The sequence below is a fragment of the Streptomyces sp. NPDC096079 genome, assembly GCF_040303145.1.
In the GTDB taxonomy this organism is placed as follows: domain Bacteria; phylum Actinomycetota; class Actinomycetes; order Streptomycetales; family Streptomycetaceae; genus Streptomyces.
Genome location: NZ_JBEOST010000021.1, coordinates 1 through 19,238 on the forward strand (window position 1 = coordinate 1; position 19,238 = coordinate 19,238).

Annotated in this window: 14 protein-coding genes; 10 read left to right on the plus strand and 4 right to left on the minus strand. The window is 73.7% G+C overall.

Annotated elements, in window-relative coordinates; translation table 11 throughout:
- The first annotated feature begins 477 nt into the window (after positions 1-477).
- The 5 genes from ABTY59_RS30505 to ABTY59_RS30525 are packed head-to-tail and all read left to right on the plus strand — an operon-like array spanning position 478 to position 5,477.
- On the plus strand, positions 478-1,338 hold the full coding sequence (locus ABTY59_RS30505) for an ABC transporter permease (protein ID WP_352022303.1): 861 nt from the start codon (positions 478-480) through the stop codon (positions 1,336-1,338).
- Positions 1,311-2,045 (plus strand): ABC transporter ATP-binding protein, encoded by a 735-nt coding sequence (locus tag ABTY59_RS30510; protein WP_352022304.1) that lies wholly within the window; start codon positions 1,311-1,313, stop codon positions 2,043-2,045. The genes ABTY59_RS30505 and ABTY59_RS30510 overlap by 28 nt, the downstream gene beginning before the upstream one ends.
- A 29-nt stretch (positions 2,046-2,074) precedes the next feature.
- Positions 2,075-3,106, plus strand: coding sequence for an ABC transporter substrate-binding protein (locus tag ABTY59_RS30515; protein ID WP_352022305.1), 1,032 nt, complete (start codon positions 2,075-2,077; stop codon positions 3,104-3,106).
- Positions 3,106-4,317, plus strand: coding sequence for an LLM class flavin-dependent oxidoreductase (locus ABTY59_RS30520; protein ID WP_352022306.1), 1,212 nt, complete (start codon positions 3,106-3,108; stop codon positions 4,315-4,317). The genes ABTY59_RS30515 and ABTY59_RS30520 overlap by 1 nt, the downstream gene beginning before the upstream one ends.
- A 59-nt stretch (positions 4,318-4,376) precedes the next feature.
- The gene (locus ABTY59_RS30525) at positions 4,377-5,477 is read left to right on the plus strand and encodes an NAD(P)-binding domain-containing protein (protein WP_352022307.1); all 1,101 of its coding nucleotides are present in this window, start codon (positions 4,377-4,379) and stop codon (positions 5,475-5,477) included.
- 55 nt (positions 5,478-5,532) lie between these two features.
- Here ABTY59_RS30525 and mltG read toward each other — a convergent pair whose 3' ends face one another.
- The 3 genes from mltG to ABTY59_RS30540 form a co-directional block, all read right to left on the minus strand.
- A complete protein-coding gene (gene mltG, locus ABTY59_RS30530; RefSeq protein ID WP_352022308.1) occupies positions 5,533-6,420 on the minus strand; it encodes an endolytic transglycosylase MltG in 888 nt (295 codons plus the stop codon).
- A gap of 105 nt (positions 6,421-6,525) precedes the next feature.
- Positions 6,526-6,663 (minus strand): hypothetical protein, encoded by a 138-nt coding sequence (locus ABTY59_RS30535; protein ID WP_352022309.1) that lies wholly within the window; start codon positions 6,661-6,663, stop codon positions 6,526-6,528.
- 43 nt (positions 6,664-6,706) lie between these two features.
- A complete protein-coding gene (locus ABTY59_RS30540; RefSeq protein WP_352022310.1) occupies positions 6,707-8,551 on the minus strand; it encodes an ABC transporter ATP-binding protein in 1,845 nt (614 codons plus the stop codon).
- 87 nt (positions 8,552-8,638) lie between these two features.
- Here ABTY59_RS30540 and ABTY59_RS30545 point away from each other — a divergent pair, with 87 nt between their 5' ends.
- The 3 genes from ABTY59_RS30545 to ABTY59_RS30555 all read left to right on the plus strand — a co-directional run bounded on the left by ABTY59_RS30545 (position 8,639) and on the right by ABTY59_RS30555 (position 13,691).
- Positions 8,639-9,118, plus strand: coding sequence for a MarR family winged helix-turn-helix transcriptional regulator (locus ABTY59_RS30545; RefSeq protein ID WP_352022311.1), 480 nt, complete (start codon positions 8,639-8,641; stop codon positions 9,116-9,118).
- Between the two features lie 39 nt (positions 9,119-9,157).
- On the plus strand, positions 9,158-12,082 hold the full coding sequence (locus ABTY59_RS30550) for an FAD-binding and (Fe-S)-binding domain-containing protein (RefSeq protein WP_352022312.1): 2,925 nt from the start codon (positions 9,158-9,160) through the stop codon (positions 12,080-12,082).
- A gap of 193 nt (positions 12,083-12,275) precedes the next feature.
- Complete coding sequence (locus ABTY59_RS30555; RefSeq protein WP_352022313.1) at positions 12,276-13,691, plus strand: Gfo/Idh/MocA family protein; 1,416 nt, start codon at positions 12,276-12,278, stop codon at positions 13,689-13,691.
- A 49-nt stretch (positions 13,692-13,740) separates the two neighbouring features.
- Here ABTY59_RS30555 and ABTY59_RS30560 read toward each other — a convergent pair whose 3' ends face one another.
- The gene (locus ABTY59_RS30560; RefSeq protein WP_502995445.1) at positions 13,741-15,348 is read right to left on the minus strand and encodes a peptide-N4-asparagine amidase; all 1,608 of its coding nucleotides are present in this window, start codon (positions 15,346-15,348) and stop codon (positions 13,741-13,743) included.
- 207 nt (positions 15,349-15,555) lie between these two features.
- On the opposite strand from ABTY59_RS30560, the gene ABTY59_RS30565 reads away from it, so the two are divergent.
- Together ABTY59_RS30565 and ABTY59_RS30570 are read left to right on the plus strand one after the other, a co-directional pair.
- Positions 15,556-17,361, plus strand: coding sequence for an ABC transporter transmembrane domain-containing protein (locus tag ABTY59_RS30565; RefSeq protein ID WP_352022314.1), 1,806 nt, complete (start codon positions 15,556-15,558; stop codon positions 17,359-17,361).
- The gene (locus ABTY59_RS30570; protein ID WP_352022315.1) at positions 17,358-19,139 is read left to right on the plus strand and encodes an ABC transporter ATP-binding protein; all 1,782 of its coding nucleotides are present in this window, start codon (positions 17,358-17,360) and stop codon (positions 19,137-19,139) included. Before ABTY59_RS30565 ends, ABTY59_RS30570 begins: the two co-directional genes overlap by 4 nt.
- The last annotated feature ends 99 nt before the right edge of the window (positions 19,140-19,238 follow it).

The window sequence follows — 19,238 nt, forward strand, 5'->3', positions numbered from 1 at the left end:
TCGTAGCGGAGCTACTTGGGTCTTTGGCCGGTGCGGCGAGGGGGCGTGCCGGGCGCCGCGGGTGCTGTGCGGGACTTTCGAAACACCCCCTAGGGGGTGTCGATCACGCGCGGGGCGCGGACGCACGTCGGGCGGGGGACGCGCCACCGCCCCCGCTCGGTCGGTGCGTGCAAAGCGCCGGTGGTGGGCGGGAGGACCCGGTCGGCCGTGCCGGCCCGCGTCCACCGTCCGAGACACCGTTGACCCGGCGCGTGGCGGCCGCTACGTTCGCGCCATGTTGCGTACAGCCCTGCTCACCACGCGCGGTCACATCGACCTGCTGCGGGTGGCCTCCGCCGCGTGTCGACGCGGCCGCTGACGCCCTTTCACCCGTACCGGTAGCACCCTTCTGACGCTCTGACCGCCGTGCGCGCGTGCCCGTTCCGCGCCCACGGCCGCTGACGCGTACCTTCACCTCCCCCTCCCCCGGAGTCCGTCATGACGGTCGACCACGCCCCACCCTCCTCCCTGCCCGACATATCGCCTTTGCCGGATGTCGAACTTCTCACCGCCGCCCGGGGACCCGGCCGCGGCCCGGCCGTCCCGCGCTGGCTGCGCCGGACCGTGGGTCCGGTGCTGCTGCTCGTCCTCTGGCAGGCGAGCAGCTCCGCCGGGCTCCTCCCGGCGGACGTGCTGGCCTCGCCGGGGACGATCGCCCGCGCCGCCGGTGGACTGCTCGTGGACGGGACGCTGCCGAACGCCATGGGGGTCTCGCTGCGGCGGGTCGCCGTGGGACTGCTGCTCGGCGGGGTGGTCGGCATCGCGCTCGCCCTGGTGTCCGGGCTCTCGCGGCTCGGGGAGGACCTCGTCGACGCTCCCGTGCAGATGCTGCGGACGGTGCCGTGGGTCGGGCTGATCCCGCTGTTCATCATCTGGCTGGGAATCGGCGAGGCCCCCAAGGTCGCGCTGATCGCCCTCGGCGTCGCCTTCCACCTCTATCTGAACGTGTACGCGGGGATCCGCGGCGTCGACGCGCAACTCGTCGAGGCGGGCGAGTCCCTGGGGCTGGGCCGCTGGGGCCTGGTCCGGCACGTCGTCCTGCCGGGCGCGCTGCCCGGGGCGATGACCGGACTGCGGTACTCCCTGGCCACGGCCTGGCTCGCGCTCGTCTTCGGCGAGTCCATCAACGCCGACGCCGGGATCGGCTTCCTCATGAACCAGGCACGGGAGTTCTTCCGCACCGACGTGATCGTCGTCTGCCTGGTCGTCTACGCCTTCCTCGGCCTGCTCGCCGACGCCCTCGTCCGCACACTCGAAAGGCTGCTTCTGCAATGGCGACCGACCTTCACCGGGCAGTGACCGTCCAGGGCCTCACCCGCTCCTTCGACGGGCGTCCCGTCGTCGACGGACTCGATCTCACCCTGCGCGCCGGCCAGTTCACGGCGCTGCTCGGGCACAGCGGCTGCGGCAAGTCGACGCTCCTGCGGATCCTGGCGGGTCTCGACCGGGAGATCTCCGGCACGGTCCTCGTGCCGCGCCGCCGTGCCGTCGCGTTCCAGGCGCCGCGGCTCATGCCCTGGAAGAAGGTCTGGCGCAACGTGCTGCTCGGGCTCCCGGGGAAACCGGGCCGGACGGTGGCGGAGAAGGCGCTCGCCGAGGTGGGGCTCGACCACCGCTCGGGGGCCTGGCCGAAGACCCTCTCGGGCGGCGAGGCCCAACGCGCCTCACTCGCACGGGCGTTGGTGCGGGACCCGGATCTGCTGCTGCTCGACGAGCCGTTCGGCGCGCTCGACGCGCTGACCCGGATCAAGGCCCAGCGGCTCGTCGCCGAGCTGTGGCAGCGGCGCGGCTGCACGGTCCTGCTCGTGACCCACGACGTCGACGAGGCCCTGCTGCTCGCGGACCGCGCCCTGGTGATGCGGGACGGCGTGATCGCGTACGACACCGCCGTCGACCTGGACCGGCCCCGCTCCCCCGGTGATCCCGGGCTCGCCGCGCTCCGCAGCCGGCTGCTCGCCGAACTCGGCGTGTCCGAGAGCGATTTCGCCGGCAGCGCGACGGCCTGACCGAAGCCCCCTCTCTCAAGGAGACCGTCATGAAGTCCTTCCGTCTGTCCGCCGCGGCGCTGCTCGTGCCGCTCGCCCTGCTCGCCTCCGCCTGCTCCGGTGCCTCCGCGGCCGGCAACGCCTCGAACTCCGACGGCAAGGGATCCCTCGTCCTGAACGTCGGCGACCAGAAGGGCGGCGCCGAGGCGCTGCTGCGCGCCGCCGGTGAGCTCGACGACCTCCCGTACCGGGTGAAGTGGTCGACGTTCACCTCCGGCCCACCGCTCCTCGAAGCGGTCAACGCCAGAGCCGTCGACTTCGGCTCCGTCGGAAACACCCCGCCCGTCTTCGCCGCCGGCGCCGGCTCGAAGATCACCGTGGTCGCGGCGACGCACGGCGACTCCGCGGGCGAGGCGATCCTCGTCCCGAAGGACTCACCGCTGCGCACCGCGCGGGATCTGAAGGGGAAGCGGATCGCCGTCGCGCAGGGGAGCTCCGCCCACTTCCAGCTGATCGCCTCGCTCCGGAAGGCCGGGCTCGGCCTGGACGACGTCGAGGTCAGCCTGTTGCAGCCGGCCGACGCCCTGGCCGCGTTCACCGGAGGCAAGGTCGACGCCTGGGCGGTCTGGGACCCGTACACCTCCCAGGTCCTGCTGAGCGGCAAGGGCCGGGTCCTGACCGACGGGCGCGGCCTCGTGAACGGCCTCGGCTTCCAGGTCGCCGCCCCCTCGGCGCTGGCCGACCGGGAGAAGGCCACGGCGATCGGCGACTTCGTCGAGCGGCTGCGCCGTGCGCAGGGCTGGGTGTTCGAGCACCCCGAGGAGTGGGCGAAGGTCTGGTCGAAGGAGACCGGACTGCCGTACGAGGTCGCCCTGGCGGCCGTGAAGCGCAGCAACGGGACACGGATCCCGGTGGCCCTCGACGACGGGGCGATCGCCTCCGAGCAGCAGATCGCCGACACGTTCGCCGGACTCGGCCTCATCCCCCGCACCTTCCGCTTCTCGGACTACGTCGACACCCGCTTCAACAAGGACCTGCCGCCGTCCACCACCCCGGCGCGCAGCTACGGAAAGGCCTCCTGATGACCGTCCACCTGCACTGGTTCCTGCCGACCGGCGGCGACGGCCGGACCCTCGTCGACCGGCACGCCTACACGGACGGCGGGATCACCCGGGACCGCGCCGTGTCCGGGGTCCGCGCTCCCGACATCGACTACCTCGTCCAGATCGCCAAGGCGGCCGAGCAGTTGGGCTTCGAGGCCGTGCTGACCCCGACCGGCACCTGGTGCGAGGACGCCTGGCTGACGACGGTCGCGCTGGCCCAGCACACCGAGCGGCTGAAGTTCCTGGTGGCGTTCCGGCCGGGAGTGATCTCGCCGGTGCTCGCGGCGCAGATGGCGTCCACGTACCAGCGGATCACCCGGGGCCGGCTCCTGCTCAACGTCGTGACCGGCGGCGACTCGGCCGAGCAGCGGCGCTTCGGCGACCACCTGGACCACGACCGGCGGTACGCGCGGACGGCCGAGTTCCTCTCCGTGGTCCGGGGCGTGTGGGCCGGACGGCCGTACGACTTCCGGGGCGAGCACTTCCGCATCGACGGCGGGCTCACCGCCCTGCCCCCGGACCCGCTGCCCGAGATCTTCTTCGGCGGCTCGTCCGCGGCGGCCGGTCCCGTCGCCGCGGAGCACGCGGACGTCTATCTGACCTGGGGCGAACCGCCGTGGCAGGTGAAGGAGAAGATCGACTGGATCCGCCGGCTCGCGGAGGAGCGCGGCCGCACGGTCCGCTTCGGGATCCGGCTGCACACGATCTCGCGCGACTCGGCCCGCGAGGCCTGGGCGACCGCCGACCGGCTGCTCTCCGACCTCGACGCGGACACCGTCGCCGCGGCGCAGGAGCTGCTCGGGAAGAGCGAGTCGGTCGGCCAGCAGCGGATGCTGGCGCTGCACGGCGGGGGCTCCCTGGACCGCGACCGGCTGGAGATCTCGCCGAACCTGTGGGCGGGCGTCGGGCTGGTGCGGGGCGGGGCCGGGACCGCGCTGGTCGGCAGCCACGCCGACGTCGCGGACCGGATCGAGGAGTACCACGCGCTGGGCGTCGAGCACTTCGTCCTGTCCGGCTACCCGCACCTGGAGGAGGCGTACTGGTTCGGTGAGGGCGTGACGCCCGAGCTCGCGGCGCGCGGTCTGCTCGCCTCGGCCCCGGCGTCCCCGCTGCTCGGCGTCCCGGCGGCGAACGGGCGTCCGGCATCGGCCCCGGGCGGCGCGCCGCTGCTCGTGCCCGGCGGGAGGTAGACGCCACCACGGGGCGGGGGCGCGGGAAGAAGCGCATGCCCGCCCCGGTTGGTGGAAGCGTGAACGATTTCGGGTTCGAAGAGGTCAGGACGGTGGACGTCGTCGTCATCGGCGCCGGACAGGCCGGGCTCTCGGCCGCCTTCCACCTGCGGCGCGGCGGCCTGGAGCCGGACCGGGACTTCGTCGTCCTGGACCACGCCCCGGCGGCGGGCGGCGCCTGGCAGTTCCGCTGGCCCTCCCTCACCTACGGCAAGGTGCACGGGATGCACGCGCTGCCCGGCATGGAGCTGACGGGTGCCGATCCCGCACGCCCCTCGTCGGAGGTGATCGGCGCGTACTTCGACACGTACGAGCGGACCTTCGACCTGCGGGTCCACCGCCCCGTGGACGTCACGGCCGTCCGTGAGGGCGACGGCGGCCGGCTCCGGGTCGAGACCTCGGAGGGCGTGTACGCGACCCGGGCCCTGATCAACGCGACGGGCACCTGGGACCGTCCGTTCTGGCCGCGCTACCCGGGGCAGGAGACCTTCCGGGGCCGCCAGCTGCACGCCGCCGGGTACCCGGGGCCCGAGGCGTTCGCCGGACAGCGGGTGCTGGTCGTGGGCGGCGGGGCGTCCGGCACCCAGCACCTCATGGAGATCGCCGAGGTCGCCGCGGGGACGACCTGGGTGACCCGGCGCGAGCCGGTCTGGCGCGAGGGGCCCTTCGGCGAGGTGGAGGGCCGCGCGGCCGTCGCGCTCGTCGAGGAGCGGGTGCGGCGCGGGCTGCCGCCGCAGAGCGTCGTCTCGGTCACCGGGCTCCCCCTGAACGACACGATCCGCGCCGCACGCGCGCGCGGGATCCTGGACCGGCTCCCGATGTTCGACCGGATCACCCCGACCGGGGTGGCCTGGGACGACGGGCGGACCGTCGACGTGGACGTCATCCTGTGGGCGACCGGCTTCCGGGCCGCGATCGACCACCTGGCGCCGCTGCGGCTGCGGGAGCCGGGCGGCGGCATCCAGGTGGAGGGCACCCGGGCGGTACGGGACGAGCGCGTCCACCTCGTCGGCTACGGCCCCTCGGCGTCGACGATCGGAGCCAACCGGGCCGGCCGCGCGGCCGTCTCCGACATCCGCCGCCTCCTGCGCCGCGAACCGGCGGCCACGGCGACCGCCTGAGCGGCGGGCGGGGCTGACGGGCCGGGCAGGGCGCGCTGTCCGGCCGGCCCGTCCGTCAGGGCTTCGCCGCGTCCCGGTTCGCGTTGAACTCGGCCACGTTCGCCTGGTGGGTCGCGTAGTCCGCGGTGAAGCGGGTGTCCCCCGGGGCCACCGTGACGAAGTAGAGCCAGTCGCCGTCGGCCGGCCGGATCACCGCGTCCAGGGCCTCGTCCCCCGGGTTCCCGATGGGCGTCGGCGGCAGGCCCTTGCGCGCGTACGTGTTGTACGGGCTGTCGGACCTGGTGTCCTCGAAGCTCGTGTCGACGGTGCTGCGGCCGAGGGCGTAGTGGAGCGTCGAGTCCATCTGGAGCGCCATGCCCCGGGCGAGACGGTTGTGGACGACGCGGGCCACCTTCGCCATGTCCTCCGGGTTGTCGGCCTCCGCCTGCACGATGCTGGCCGCGACGACGGTCTGGTGGACGCTGAGTCCGTGCGCCCGGGCTCCCTCGGTGATCCGCCCCGCGCCGTACCGCTTGCCCGCGGTGTCCACCATGAAGCGCAGCAGCGCCTGCGGGGTGGTCGTCGAGAGCACCGGATAGGTCGCGGGGAAGAGGTACCCCTCGGGGTTGCCGCCGGCCGCGGCGGGCAGCGGGAGCGCACCGGGGGTGGTCGCGGTCTTCCGCGCGGTGCCGTCGGGCAGATGGAGTGCCCGGTCGACGGCCTCGTAGACCTGGCCGGCCCGCCAGCCCTCCGGGACGAGGAGGTGGCGGGGCTGCTCGACGGCCGGATCGTCACGGGTGAGCAGCAGCGGCACGGTGACGCCGACGGTCACGGTGAGGACGGCGCCGAGGAGCAGCGCGAGCCGGCCGCGACGGGTGAGGCGGGCGCGGCGGGGTGGCCGGGGCAGGGAGGGGCGACGGGGACGGCGCGGGGGTGCGTACGGGGACGGCGACCGGTAGGTCATGGGCGCACGCTAACCCGGGCCGTGTGCGATTCCGGGGAACCGCGCACGCGGCGGCGCCGCCGGCCCCCTGGGACGGGGGGCCGACGGCGCCGGGCACTGCGATCGTCAGACGAGCCAGCCCAGGAAGTGGAGGACGCCGGCGAGCAGGTTGGTGATGACGTTCATGGTGGTGCTTCTCCTCATGCGGTACATCAGTGGGACGGTGCGGTCGCGGTCTGCAGCCCTTCGCTCGCACTCCGTCATCCTCCGATGCCGCACGGGGGTCGGGCAATGAATCCCGGCACGATCACACGTTCTGGGGAACAACCGCTCCCACGTTCGCCTGTTCGGTACGGGCGTCCCGGCGGACCAGTTCGGCGTAGCGCCCGTCCTGGACGAGCAGCTCCTCGTGCGTCCCGCGCTCGGTGATCTCGCCGGCTTCCAGGACGACGATCTGGTCGGCGTCGCGGACGGTGGAGAGGCGGTGCGCGATGGTGATGGTGGTGCGGCCCGCCGACAGGGCGTCGATGGCGCTCTGCACCGCCTGCTCGGTGCGGGTGTCGAGGGCGCTGGTCGCCTCGTCGAGGATCAGCACCGGCGGATCGCGCAGGATGGTGCGCGCGATGGCGAGGCGCTGCTTCTCGCCGCCGGAGAAGCGGTAGCCGCGCTCGCCGACGAGGGTGTCGTACCCCTCGGGGAGCGAGGCGATGTGCTCGTGGATCTGGGCGGCGCGGGCGGCGGCCTCGATCTCCTCGTCGGTGGCCTCCGGCTTGGCGAAGCGGAGGTTGTCGGCGACGGAGGCGTGGAACAGGTACGTCTCCTGGGAGACGACGCCGACCGCGCGGGCGAGGGTGTCGAAGTCCAGGTCGCGCACGTCGACCCCGTCGAGGGTGACGCGGCCGCCGGTGACGTCGTACAGCCGGGGCACCAGGTAGCTGAGGGTGGACTTGCCCGAGCCGGTGGGGCCGACGACGGCCAGGCTGCCGCCGGCGGGGACGGTCAGGTGGACGCCGTCCAGGGTCGGGCGGCTCTGCCCCTCGGGGTCGTAGTGGAACACGACCTTCTCGAAGGAGACCTCGCCGCGGATCCGCGGCAGCCGGACGGGCTCGTCGGGCTCGGTGATGTCGACGGGCAGGTCGAGGTATTCGAAGATGCGCTGGAAGAGCGCGAGGGAGGTCTGCACCTGCACGCCGGTGGAGAGCAGGCTGACCGCGGGCCGGAAGAGGCCCTGCTGGAGCGAGACGAAGGCGACGAGGGTGCCCAGCGAGATCTCCGCGCCGCCCGAGCCGAGGGCGATGCCGGCGGCCCAGTAGATCAGGGCGGGCATCGCGGCCATGACGATGCCGATGGTGGACATCCGCCAGCGCCCGGCCATGGAGGAGCGCACTTCGAGGTCGACCAGGCGCTCGGACTCCTCGGCGAAGGACCTGGTCAGCGAGTCGGCGCGGCCCATGGTGCGGCCGAGCAGGATGCCGCTGACCGAGAGCGACTCGGTGACGGTCGCGGCCATGGCGGCCATCTGCTTCTGGCGCTGGGTGGTGATCTTCTTGCGCTCGCGGCCGACGCGGCGGCTGATCCAGACGAAGACCGGCAGCAGGAGCAGCGAGACGAGGGTGAGCCGCCAGTCGAGGGCGAGCATGGCGACGACGGTCGCGACGACGGCGGTGAGGTTGGAGACCAGGGAGGTGGCCGTGGAGGTCACGGTCGCCTGCATGCCGCCGATGTCGTTGGCGATGCGGGACTGCACCTCGCCCGTCCGCGTGCGCGTGAAGAAGGCGAGCGGCATCCGCTGGAGCTGCTCGTAGACCCCGGTGCGCAGGTCGTGCATGACGCGCTGGCCGACGGTGGTCGAGATGAGGGTCTGGAGCACGCCGAAGACGCTGGTCAGGACGGCGGTGGCGATCATGCCGAGGGCGAGCAGGCTGAGCAGCCCGGTACGGCCCTGGGGGATGGCGACGTCCAGGATCTCCCGGAGGAGGAAGGGCGAGGCGACCGACACGAGCGAGGCGGCGCCGACCAGGAGGCCGACGAGCGCGAGGCGCGCGCGGTAGGGACGGAAGAGCCGAAGGATCCGCCGCACCTGGGCGGGCTCCTGGGGCCGGCCGGAGTCGCGGGGCGGGGGCGTCCAGTCGGACTGGTCGTGGGGGCGCATGGGCTCCTTCGAAGGTAGACGATCCATCGGAGCATAGCTCATTGTTACCTATACTCACAATGAACAAGGTCCTGATATTGTTCCCGCATGAGCACCTCCGACCGCCCGAGCAGCTCCGATCCGCGGACCGGGTCCGACACCGACGGGCTCCTCGCCGAGCAGCTGCTGCGCCTGACCCGGCGACTGCACCGCATCCAGAAGCGTCACCTGGAGCCGGTCGGCATCACGCCCGCGCAGTCCCGGCTGCTCCGCACGGTCGCCCACTTCGGCGAGCCGCCCCGGATGGCCGACCTCGCGGCCCGTCTGGAGGTCGTCCCGAGGGCCGTGACCAGTCTCGTCGACGGTCTGGAGGCGGGCGACCGGGTGCGCCGCGTGCCCGACCCGAGCAACCGCCGCGTGGTGCGGATCGAGCTCACCGACGCGGGCCGCGCCACGCTGCGCGAGCTGCGCAGCGCGCGCCGGGCCGCCGCAGAGGACATCCTTGCTCCATTGACCGTCGAACAGCGCGAGGTGCTCGAAGGTCTGCTGTCCGCCCTGGTCGACCCCGGCCCGGAGCGCGGCTGCTGACCCGTCGGGCCCGGGGACGCGCCGAAGGGGAGCCGTGACATGCCGCTGCTCGAACCCGACCCGAAGGCCCTCCGTCCCGGCACGAGCCGGACCCCCGCCCCGGACCGGGTGCCCGAGCTCCAGGCCCGGGGCACGCCGCGGCGGCTGCGCGAGGAGCTCACCGAGCTCCTCGGACCGGGAAAGGTCCTGTCGAGGATCTCCGACCTGGTGCGGTACGCCTCGGACGCCAGCCCGTACCGCTTCGTCCCGCAGGTCGTCGTGGTCGCCGAGGACATCGACGACATCTACGCCGTCCTGTCGTACGCCCACGGCAAGGGCCGCGAGGTGGTCTTCCGGGCCGCCGGGACCAGCCTCAACGGGCAGGCCCAGGGCGAGGACGTCCTCGTGGACGTGCGCCGCCACTGGGCGGGCGTCGAGGTACTGGACGGCGGGGCCCGGGCCCGGATCCGGCCCGGCACGACCGTGGTGCGGGCCAACGCGGCGCTCGCCCCGTACGGGCGGGTCCTGGGGCCCGATCCGGCCAGCGCGGTCGCCTGCACGATCGGCGGGGTCGTCGCCAACAACGCCTCGGGCATGACGGCCGGCACCACCCGGAACTCGTACCGGACCGTCGCCTCCCTGACCGTCGTCCTGCCGAGCGGGACGGTGGTCGACACGGCGGCCCCGGACGCCGACGCGGAGCTCGCGCGCGCCGAGCCGAGGCTGTGCGCGGAGCTGATGGCGCTGAAGGCGGAGATCGAAGCCGACGCCGAACTGACCGCCAGGATCCGCGCCAAGCACGCCATCAAGAACACCAACGGCTACCGGCTGGACGCCTTCCTCGACGGCGACACCCCGGTGCGGATCCTGCGCGGCCTGATGGTCGGCTCCGAGGGCACCCTCGGCTTCATCTCCGAGGTCGTCTTCGACACCGTGCCGCTGGACCGCGAGGTGTCCACGGCCCTGCTCTTCTTCCCCTCGCTGCCGTCCGCCGCCGCGGCGGTGCCCCTGTTCAACGAGGCCGGGGCGCTCGCCGTGGAGCTGATGGACGGGAACACGCTGCGGGCCTCGGTGAGCGTGCCGGGCGTGCCCGCGGACTGGGCGGAGCTGCCGAAGGGGACGGCGGCGCTCCTGGTCGAGTTCCGGGCCCCCGGCACGGCGGCGCTGGAGGCGTACGAGCGGGCCGCCCAGGCCGTGCTCGACGGCCTCGGCCTGGTGGCCCCGGTGGCCTCCGTGGAGAACGCCTTCACCCGGGACCCGAAGCGGATCTCCGGCTACTGGAAGGCCCGCAAGGCCTTCGTGACGGCCGTCGGTGGCTCCCGCCCCTCCGGTACGACCCTGATCACCGAGGACTTCGCGGTGCCGCCGGACCGGCTCGCGGAGGCCTGCGCGTCGCTGCTCGACCTCCAGGCCCGGCACGGCTTCGACGCCGCCGTGGCCGGCCACGCGGCCCACGGGAACCTCCACTTCCTGCTCGCCTTCGACGCGGCCGACCCCTCCGACGTCCAGCGGTACGCAGCCTTCATGGAGGAGTTCTGCAAGCTGACCGTGGAGCGCTTCGACGGCTCGCTGAAGGCGGAGCACGCCACCGGCCGCAACATCGCGCCCTTCCTGGAACTGGAGTGGGGTACGCGGGCGACCGACCTGATGTGGCGGGTCAAGGAGGCGGTCGACCCGGCGGGGGTGCTCGCCCCGCGGATCGTCCTGGACCGCGACCCCCAGGCCCATCTGCGCGGCCTGAAGTCGATCCCGGCGGTGGAGCGGATCGCCGACCCGTGCATCGAGTGCGGCTTCTGCGAGCCGACCTGCCCCAGCCAGGACCTGACGACCACTCCGCGCCAGCGGATCGTGCTGCGCCGGGAGATGATGCGCCAGTCCGACGGCTCCCCCGTCGAGGCCCGGCTCCTGGAGTCGTACGGCTACGACGCGGTCGACACCTGCGCCGGCGACTCCACCTGCGCGCTGGCCTGCCCGGTCGGGATCGACACGGGGGCGCTGATGAAGGAGTTCCGGCACGAGCGGCACTCGCCGCGCGAGGAGCGGATCGCCGCCCTCGCCGCGAAGAACTTCCGCGCGGTCGAGGCCTCCGCGCGGCTCGCGGTGGCCGCCGCCGACCGGATCGGCGACCGGGTCCTGGCATCGGTGACGGGGCTCGCCCGCAAGGCCGTCCGCCCCGACCTCGTCCCCGAGTGGCTGCCGGAGATCCCGGGCGCGGGACCGCGCCGGCTGCCCCGCACCCACCGTCCCGCGGCCGTCGCCGTCTACTACCCGGCGTGTGTGAACCGCATCTTCGGGAACCCGGACGGCGAGCGGGGACCCTCGCTCCCGGAGGCCGTGGTCGCGGTGTCGGCGCGGGCCGGGCGCCCGGTGTGGATCCCCGACGACGTCGCCGGAACGTGCTGCGCGACGATCTGGCACTCGAAGGGGTACGAGCGGGGCAACGAGGTGATGGCGAACCGGATCGTCGAGGCCGCCTGGGGCTGGACGGCCGGCGGCAAGCTGCCGCTCGTGGTGGACGCCTCCTCGTGCACGCTGGGGATCGCCCACGAGGTGGTGCCCTACCTGACGGACGACAACCGGGAGCTGCACGCCGAGCTGACGGTGGTGGACTCCCTGGTGTGGGCGGCGGACGAGCTGCTCCCCCGGCTCGACGTCCGGCGCCGGGTCGCCTCGGCCGTGGTCCATCCGACCTGCTCGATGCGGCACCTGGGCGACGAGGACCGGCTCACCACGCTGGCCGGGGCGTGCGCGGAGGAGGTCGTCGTCCCGGTCGACGCGGGCTGCTGCGCCTTCGCCGGGGACCGGGGCATGCTGCATCCCGAGCTGACGGCCTCGGCGACGGCCCGCGAGGCCGCCGAGGTCACGGCCCGGCCGTTCGACGCGCACCTCTCGGCCAACCGGATGTGCGAGATCGGGATGGACCGGGCGACGGGCCGGAGCTACCGTTCGGTGCTCCTCGCGCTGGAACGCGCCACGCGCCCCTGAGCGCCCCGCGCACGCGAACGCGCCGACGACCCCCTGACTATCCGTCAATCTGCCCGGCGCCCGGGGCGGACAGGCCCCCTCACCCCCTACGGTGAGGGGGCCTTCGTATGTTCGGGTGATCATCCGCGGCCGGTGCGGCTCGGCGGACGAACCGGAACAGTACAGTCCAACCACCCGTCAGCAGGGAGGTTCCATGGACGACCAGACACCGCGCCCCCCGACCCGCCGCACGGTGCTCAGGACCACCGCGGGAGCGGCCGGAGCCGGGCTCGGCATCGCCGCCGCGAGCGGGCAGACCGCCCGGGCCGCCACCGGGCCCGCCCCCGCCGCCGCACCGGAGGCGCCGGCCGTGCCGAAGCGCCGGGGCGCCACCATGGCCGGGGTGCCGTTCGAGCGCCGCTCCACCGTGCGGATCGCCCTCGTCGGGCTCGGCAACCGCGGTGCCGGCATGATCGGAAACTTCCTCTCCCTCCCCTGGGTCCGGGTGGTCGCCGTCTGCGACCCGGTGCGCGCGAAGGCCGAGCGCGCCGCCGCGTCGGTCGTCGCCGCCGGACAGCCCGCCCCCGCCCTGTACACCAACGGCGAGGACGACTACGAGAACCTCTGCACCCGCACCGACGTCGACTTCGTGTACGTGGCGACCCCCTGGGACACCCACTTCGCGATCGCGAGGACGGCGATGCTGAACGGCAAGCACGTCGGCGTGGAGTGTCCGGTCGCGATGGAGCTCGCCGAACTGTGGGAGCTGGTCGACCTGTCGGAGCAGACCCGGCGCCACTGCATGCAGCTGGAGAACTGCTGCTACGGGCGGAACGAGATGCGGGTGCTGCGGATGGCGCACGCGGGCAAGTTCGGGGAGCTGCTGCACGGAGCGGGGGCGTACAACCACGACCTGCGCGGCCTGATGTTCGATCCGAAGTACTACGAGGGGCCCTGGCGGCGCCTGTGGCACACGCGGCTGCGCGGGGACCTCTACCCGAACCACGGCTTCGGTCCCGTCGCCGGCTACATGGACGTCAACCGGGGCGACCGGGTGGTGAGCATCAGCAGTTTCGGGACTCCGGCGCTCGGCCTCGCCGAGTACCGAGCGGCCCACATGCCGCCCGGCGACCCGAGCTGGAAGGAGACGTACATCGAGAGCGACCGGACGATCAGCATGGTCCGGACGGCCAAGGGCCGGCTCATCCGCCTGGAGCACGACGTCTCGACCCCGCACCCGTACAGCAGGATCAACAGCCTGGGCGGGACGCGCGGGGTGTTCGAGGACTACCCGGCCCGGATCTATCTGGAGCCGGACCACAAGGACGACGCGTGGGGCGACTTCTCGGCGTACGCCGCCGAGTTCGACCACTGGCTGTGGAAGGAGCACGCCAACCCGCCGGGCGGCCACGGAGGCATGGACTACATCATGGTCTACCGCCTGATGCAGTGCCTCCAGCTGGGCCTTCCGCCGGACTTCGACGTGTACGACGCGGCCACCTGGACGGCCCCGGTGCCGCTCAGCCACGCCTCGATCAAGGCGGACGGCGCGGCGCAGGAGATCCCCGACTTCACGCGCGGCGAGTGGACGAAGGCCCGTTCGGGCGTGGACTCGGCGAAGCCCGTCTGACCCGGTGTCCGGCCCCGGCCGCGGTGGGCGGGGCCGGACACCGCTGCGTTCAGCAGCGCCGCAGGTCCTGGGTGAGCGTGCCCTGGACGGTCGTCAGGCTCCGGTCGTGGCAGCCCCCGGAGCCGTACAGCCGGTAGCGCTCGTGGGTGGTGCCGACCGCGTGCCGCTGGTCGCGGGGGACGCCGGTGGTGTACGTGGCGTCCCCGGTGTACGTGTCGTCGAGACGCGACCAGGAGAGCCGCCGTCCGTCGCGCAGGACGACGGTGTCGGCGCGGTCCCCGAGGGTGAGGACGGTCCGCAGCCGGTCACCGGCGCCGATGGTGGTCTCGCCGTCCATCGTGTACGAGCGGTCGACGCGGGTGACGGTGCGGCCGCTGGTCACGGTCTCCCGGTCGGTCCAGCGCGCGGTCAGCGCGTCCGGGTTCTCGTCCTGTCCCCAGCGGTGGACGATGTCGGCGGCCACGGTCCTGCTCACGGTGGTGTCGACCCGGCCGTGCGAGGTGTTCAGGTGCCCGGCGACGGTGAGCCGGTGGCTCGCCTCCGTGTCCACGCGATGCGGTGAACCAGCCGTGTACACCACCGAGTTGAGCGGTGCGCTCTCCTCGTGGCGGTCGAGGCCGCCGGTGACGACGCGGCTTCCCTCGTCCTGCCAGAGCAGTACGTTGGTGGGGACCGACCAGCCGCTCAGACCGGCCGGGACCCCGGCGACCGAGACCTCCACGCGATGGGTGTTCCCGTCGTTGAGCAGGGCCGCGAAGGGCGTCAGGTCGTAGACGATCGGCTGGACGTCGAAGGCCCGCGGCCCCGGGGTGACGTACCAGAGGAACGGGTTGGACCAGCCACCGGTCCAGACGGTGGGGAAGGGGGCGGCGATGCCCGCGAGCCGGCCGTCGACGGAGACGCGGACCTCACGGTGCGGCCCGTCGGTCGCCCGGCAGGAGTAGGGGCCGGCGTCCGGGACGGACAGGTACCAGTACTCCTCGCAGCCGCCGCCCGAACCGGTGGCGTACACCTCGGCGAGGACGCGTTCGGTGTTGCGCGGCGTGGTGAGGCCGGCGTCGGTGAGCGGGAGGACCCGGTCGGGCGTGCCGGCGGCGGGCTTCGTCCGGCCCTGGGCGGTGTGGAAGGTGAGGGTGACGTGGACGTCGATGACGCCCGTGTACGTCTCGTTCACGACATTGCCGATGAGCATCTCGACGGGCTGCGGGCGGCTGAGGGTGTCGCGGTAGCGCGTGACGTCCTTCTCGACCGACCAGGCGATGCCGTCGGGCGAGGGCTGGGGCGTGGAGGTGCGGAGGATCTCCACGCCGCCGACGGAGAGGTGGCCGAGCCGGTCGTACTGGCGGCCCTTCACCCTCCCCTCCAGGCGCAGGACGACCTTGTTCCAGCGGGTGCCGCACTCCTTCGGCGGGACATAGCTCCCCTGGTACGGGGTGAAGTCGCGGAACTGTGCGTCGGCGAGGGTGACCTCGCAGCTGCGGGTCCCGGGGGTGGCGACGGGCGGGGCGGCGGTGACCGGGTCGTGCCAGTCGCTGGTGAACTCGGCGGGCGGCGTCGGGCCGTTCGGACCGTCGGCGGCCGCCGGGTGGGCGGTGAACAGCGCTCCGGCGGCGAGCACAAGGCCACCGATCACGCTCGTGATCTTGAGTGATCTCATGGGCCGGAAGTGAAGCGCGGTCCTGGAGTGCGGTCCAGAGGACGATGAGCGGACATGGCGCGATCTGTTCCCCCCGACGGGAAAATCGATTGCCGCACGTCGACGGAAAAGCGAACCTTGCACGGTTTCCCCCGCGTAGTCGGACACCGCCGTCGCGCCCCTCCGGCGCGCGATCCCCCAGACGAGACCCGGAGATCCTGGGCAGCCATGCAGATTCGAGATCTTCCCTACGCCGACCCCGGGATCCCCGATGTCCGTTCGGGCACCCGATTCCTCCTCTGGCTCGGCCGTCAACAGCTCGCCGGGCAGGTGAAGTCCCTGCTCTGGGGGCTGCTGCACCACCTCGGCATCGCCGGTCTGCCGCTGGGCGTCGGCCTCGCCGTCCAGGCGGTCGTGGACCGCGACGGCGGGCGGCTCGCGCTCGCCGGGGTGCTGCTCGTGGTCCTCGGGGCGGCGATCGCCGCCGGTGACGTGATGCTCCACCGCACCGCCGTCACCAACTGGATCACCGCCGCCGCCCGGGTGCAGCAGCTCCTCTCCCGCAAGACCGCCGAACTCGGCTCCGTCCTGACCCGGCGGGTCGCCGCGGGCGAGGTCGTGGCCGTGTCCACGGGTGACGTGGAGCGGATCGGATGGTTCGTCGAGGCGCTGTCCCGGTTCGCCGCGGCCGCCGTCACCCTGCTGATCATCTGCGTGGGCGTCGTCGTCTACCAGCCGGCCCTGGGCATCGTGGTCGCCGCCGGCATCCCGGTCCTCGCCCTCGCCGTGCTGCCGCTGCTGCCCCGCGCCACCCGCCGGGCGGACGTCCAGCGCGAGAAGGCGGGCCGGGCCACCGAACTGGCCTCCGACACGGTCGCCGGGCTGCGGGTGCTGCGCGGCATCGGCGGCGAGGAGCTGTTCCTCGGCCGCTACCGCGCCGCGTCCCAGGAGGTCCGCCGGGCCGCCGTGCACAGCGCGCGGATGTGGGCGCTGATCGCCGCGATCCAGGTCGTGCTGCCGGGGCTGCTGCTCATCGCGGTCGTGGCGTACGGGACGAAGCTCGCGCTCGACGGACGGATCGAGGTCGGCGAACTGGTCGCGGTCTACAGCGCCGTGGCCCTCACCCATCACGCGCTGCGCAACTTCGAGGAGATCGCCCAGGCCTTCTCCTTCTCCCGCCCGTCCGCGCGGCGCGCCGCCCGGGTCCTGGCCCTCGCCCGCACGACGACCCCCCTCCCGGAGGCCCGGGAGGACACGGCCGGCGGCGACCTGTACGACCCGCTGACCGGGCTGCGCGCCCCCGCCGGGCTCTTCACCGCCGTGGTCTGCGGCGACCCGGACGTGGCCGGCCGGCTCGCGGACCGGCTCGGCGGGCACCCGGCCGAGGCGGAGGCCGACCACACCTCGGTCCTCCTCGGCGGGGTGCCGCTCGACGAGCTGCCGCTGGAGCGGGCCCGTACCGTCGTCCTCGTCCAGGACAAGGAACCGGTCCTGCTCTCCGGCACCCTCCGCGAGCTGCTCGACGTGCCCGCCTCGGGCGCCGTCCGCGCCGAGGAGGCGCTCGCCGCCGCCCGGTGCGAGGACGTCCTCGACGCGCTCGCGCAGGCCTCCGTCGACACCGGCGGCGACCCGATGCGCACCCGCATCACCGAGCGCGGCCGCTCGCTCTCCGGCGGACAGCGGCAGCGCCTCGCCCTGGCCCGGTCCCTGGTGGCCGACCCGGAGGTGCTCGTCCTCGACGAGCCGACCTCGGCGGTCGACGCGCACACCGAGGCGGCCGTCGCCGGCGGGATCGCGGAGCTGCGGCGGGCCAGGACCACCGTGGTGCTCGCCTCCTCGCCGCTGCTCCTGGACCGCGCCGACCGGGTCGTCCTGGTCGACGGGGGTCAGGCAGTCGCCGTCGGCACCCACCGCGAGCTGCTCGCCGCCGAGCCCCGCTACCGCGCGGTGGTCACCCGCGAGACGGACGAGGAGCTCGCCACGGCCGGCGGCCGCACCGGCGGACTCGACGCACTGGAAGGGGAATCGGCATGATCGGCCTCGCGCCGCCGGAGTACGACCCGGCGGCCCCGAAGACGGCGACGACGCTGCCCGTCGCCGGGACGGCCACCGTCCGTGGCTACGTCCGCGAGCTGCTGAGGCGCCACCGCCGGGCGTTCGCGCTGCTCATCGGGGTGAACGCGGTCGCCGTGACCGCCTCGATGGCCGGCCCGTACCTGCTCGGTTCGGTGGTGGACGGACTCGCGGACGGGGCCCGTGACCTCCATCTGGAGCGCACGGTCGGGCTGTTCGCCCTCGCGCTGCTCGTGCAGACCGTGTTCACGCGGCTGGTGCGGCTGCGCGGGGCGATGCTCGGCGAGGAGATGCTCGCGGATCTGCGCGAGGACTTCCTCGTCCGCGCGGTCGGCCTGCCGCCGGGCGTCCTCGAACGGGCCGGGACGGGCGATCTGCTCTCCCGGATCACGACGGACGTGGACCGGCTCGCGAACGCGATGCGGGAGGCCGTGCCCCAGCTGGCCATCGGCGTCGTGTGGGCGGGGCTGCTGCTCGGGGGCCTCGCGGTCACCGCGCCGCCGCTCGCGCTCGCCGCCCTGCTCGCGGCGCCGGTGCTGATCGTGGGCGCCCGGTGGTACTTCAAGCGGGCGCCGTCCGCGTACCGCGCGGAGTCCGCGGGGTACGCGGCGGTGGCCGGCGCACTGGCCGAGACCGTCGACGCGGGCCGCACGGTCGAGGCGCACCGCCTCGGCGCACGGCGGATCGCCCTGTCGGACCGGCGGATCTCCGAGTGGGTGGCCTGGGAGCGGTACACGCTCTTCCTGCGCTCGGTGCTCTTCCCCGTCGTCAACCTCACCCATACGACGGTGCTGTGCGCGGTCCTGCTGCTCGGCGGGGTGTTCGTGCTCCAGGGCTGGATCGACGTGGGGCAGCTGACCACGGGCGCGCTGCTCGCGCAGATGCTGGTGGACCCGATCGGGATCGTGCTCCGCTGGTACGACGAGCTCCAGGTCGCGCAGGTGTCGCTGGCCCGGCTCGTCGGCGTCCGGGACATCGAGCCCGACGCGGGCGACCGGGAGGTGCGGCCCGAGGGCCGTGCGGTGCGGGCGGACGAGGTCCGGTTCGGCTACCGCGAGGGCGTCGACGTGCTGCACGAGGTGTCCCTCGACGTGGCGCCCGGCACCCGCCTCGCCCTGGTCGGCCCGTCCGGCGCGGGCAAGTCCACGCTCGGCCGGCTGCTCGCGGGGATCTACGCCCCGAGGACCGGTTCGGTGACCCTCGGCGCCGCCGAGCTGGCCCGGATGCCCGCCGAGCGGGTCCGCGAGCACGTGGCCCTGGTCAACCAGGAGCACCATGTCTTCGTGGGCTCGCTCCGCGACAACCTGCTCCTGGCGAGGGCCGGGGCCGCCGACACCGATCTGTGGGCGGCGCTCGCGGCGGTGGACGCGGAGGTCTGGGCCCGGGGGCTCGACGGGGGCCTGGACACCGAGGTCGGCTCGGGCGGCCGCGCGCTGACCCCGGCGCAGGCCCAGCAGATCGCGCTGGCCCGGCTGGTCCTCGCCGACCCGCACACCCTGGTCCTCGACGAGGCGACGTCACTGCTCGACCCGCGCGCGGCCCGGCACCTGGAGCGCTCACTGGGCCGGGTCCTGGAGGGCCGCACGGTCGTGGCCATCGCGCACCGGCTGCACACCGCGCACGACGCCGACCTGATCGCGGTGGTCGAGGCGGGCCGGATCAGCGAGCTGGGCAGTCACCAGGATCTGGTGGCGGCGGACGGCGCGTACGCGGCCCTGTGGCGCTCCTGGCACGGCTGAGGCGGCACGGCGAGGGGGCCCGCACCGGATGTCCGGTGCGGGCCCCCTCGCGCGCGTACGGCCAGTGGTGTGACCGGAATGCTTCACCGGGTCGCGACG

Excerpts from the sequence above, each read along its gene's own strand:
- ABTY59_RS30505 (WP_352022303.1), top strand. The coding sequence starts at position 478 with ATGACGGTCGACCACGCCCCACCCTCCTCCCTGCCCGACATATCGCCT.
- ABTY59_RS30570 (WP_352022315.1), top strand. The coding sequence starts at position 17,358 with ATGATCGGCCTCGCGCCGCCGGAGTACGACCCGGCGGCCCCGAAGACG.
- ABTY59_RS30535 (WP_352022309.1), bottom strand. The coding sequence starts at position 6,663 with ATGACGGAGTGCGAGCGAAGGGCTGCAGACCGCGACCGCACCGTCCCA.
- ABTY59_RS30545 (WP_352022311.1), top strand. The coding sequence starts at position 8,639 with ATGAGCACCTCCGACCGCCCGAGCAGCTCCGATCCGCGGACCGGGTCC.
- ABTY59_RS30555 (WP_352022313.1), top strand. The coding sequence starts at position 12,276 with ATGGACGACCAGACACCGCGCCCCCCGACCCGCCGCACGGTGCTCAGG.
- ABTY59_RS30515 (WP_352022305.1), top strand. The coding sequence starts at position 2,075 with ATGAAGTCCTTCCGTCTGTCCGCCGCGGCGCTGCTCGTGCCGCTCGCC.
- ABTY59_RS30520 (WP_352022306.1), top strand. The coding sequence starts at position 3,106 with ATGACCGTCCACCTGCACTGGTTCCTGCCGACCGGCGGCGACGGCCGG.
- ABTY59_RS30565 (WP_352022314.1), top strand. The coding sequence starts at position 15,556 with ATGCAGATTCGAGATCTTCCCTACGCCGACCCCGGGATCCCCGATGTC.
- ABTY59_RS30510 (WP_352022304.1), top strand. The coding sequence starts at position 1,311 with ATGGCGACCGACCTTCACCGGGCAGTGACCGTCCAGGGCCTCACCCGC.
- ABTY59_RS30540 (WP_352022310.1), bottom strand. The coding sequence starts at position 8,551 with ATGCGCCCCCACGACCAGTCCGACTGGACGCCCCCGCCCCGCGACTCC.
- ABTY59_RS30550 (WP_352022312.1), top strand. The coding sequence starts at position 9,158 with ATGCCGCTGCTCGAACCCGACCCGAAGGCCCTCCGTCCCGGCACGAGC.
- ABTY59_RS30560 (WP_502995445.1), bottom strand. The coding sequence starts at position 15,348 with ATGAGATCACTCAAGATCACGAGCGTGATCGGTGGCCTTGTGCTCGCC.
- mltG (WP_352022308.1), bottom strand. The coding sequence starts at position 6,420 with ATGACCTACCGGTCGCCGTCCCCGTACGCACCCCCGCGCCGTCCCCGT.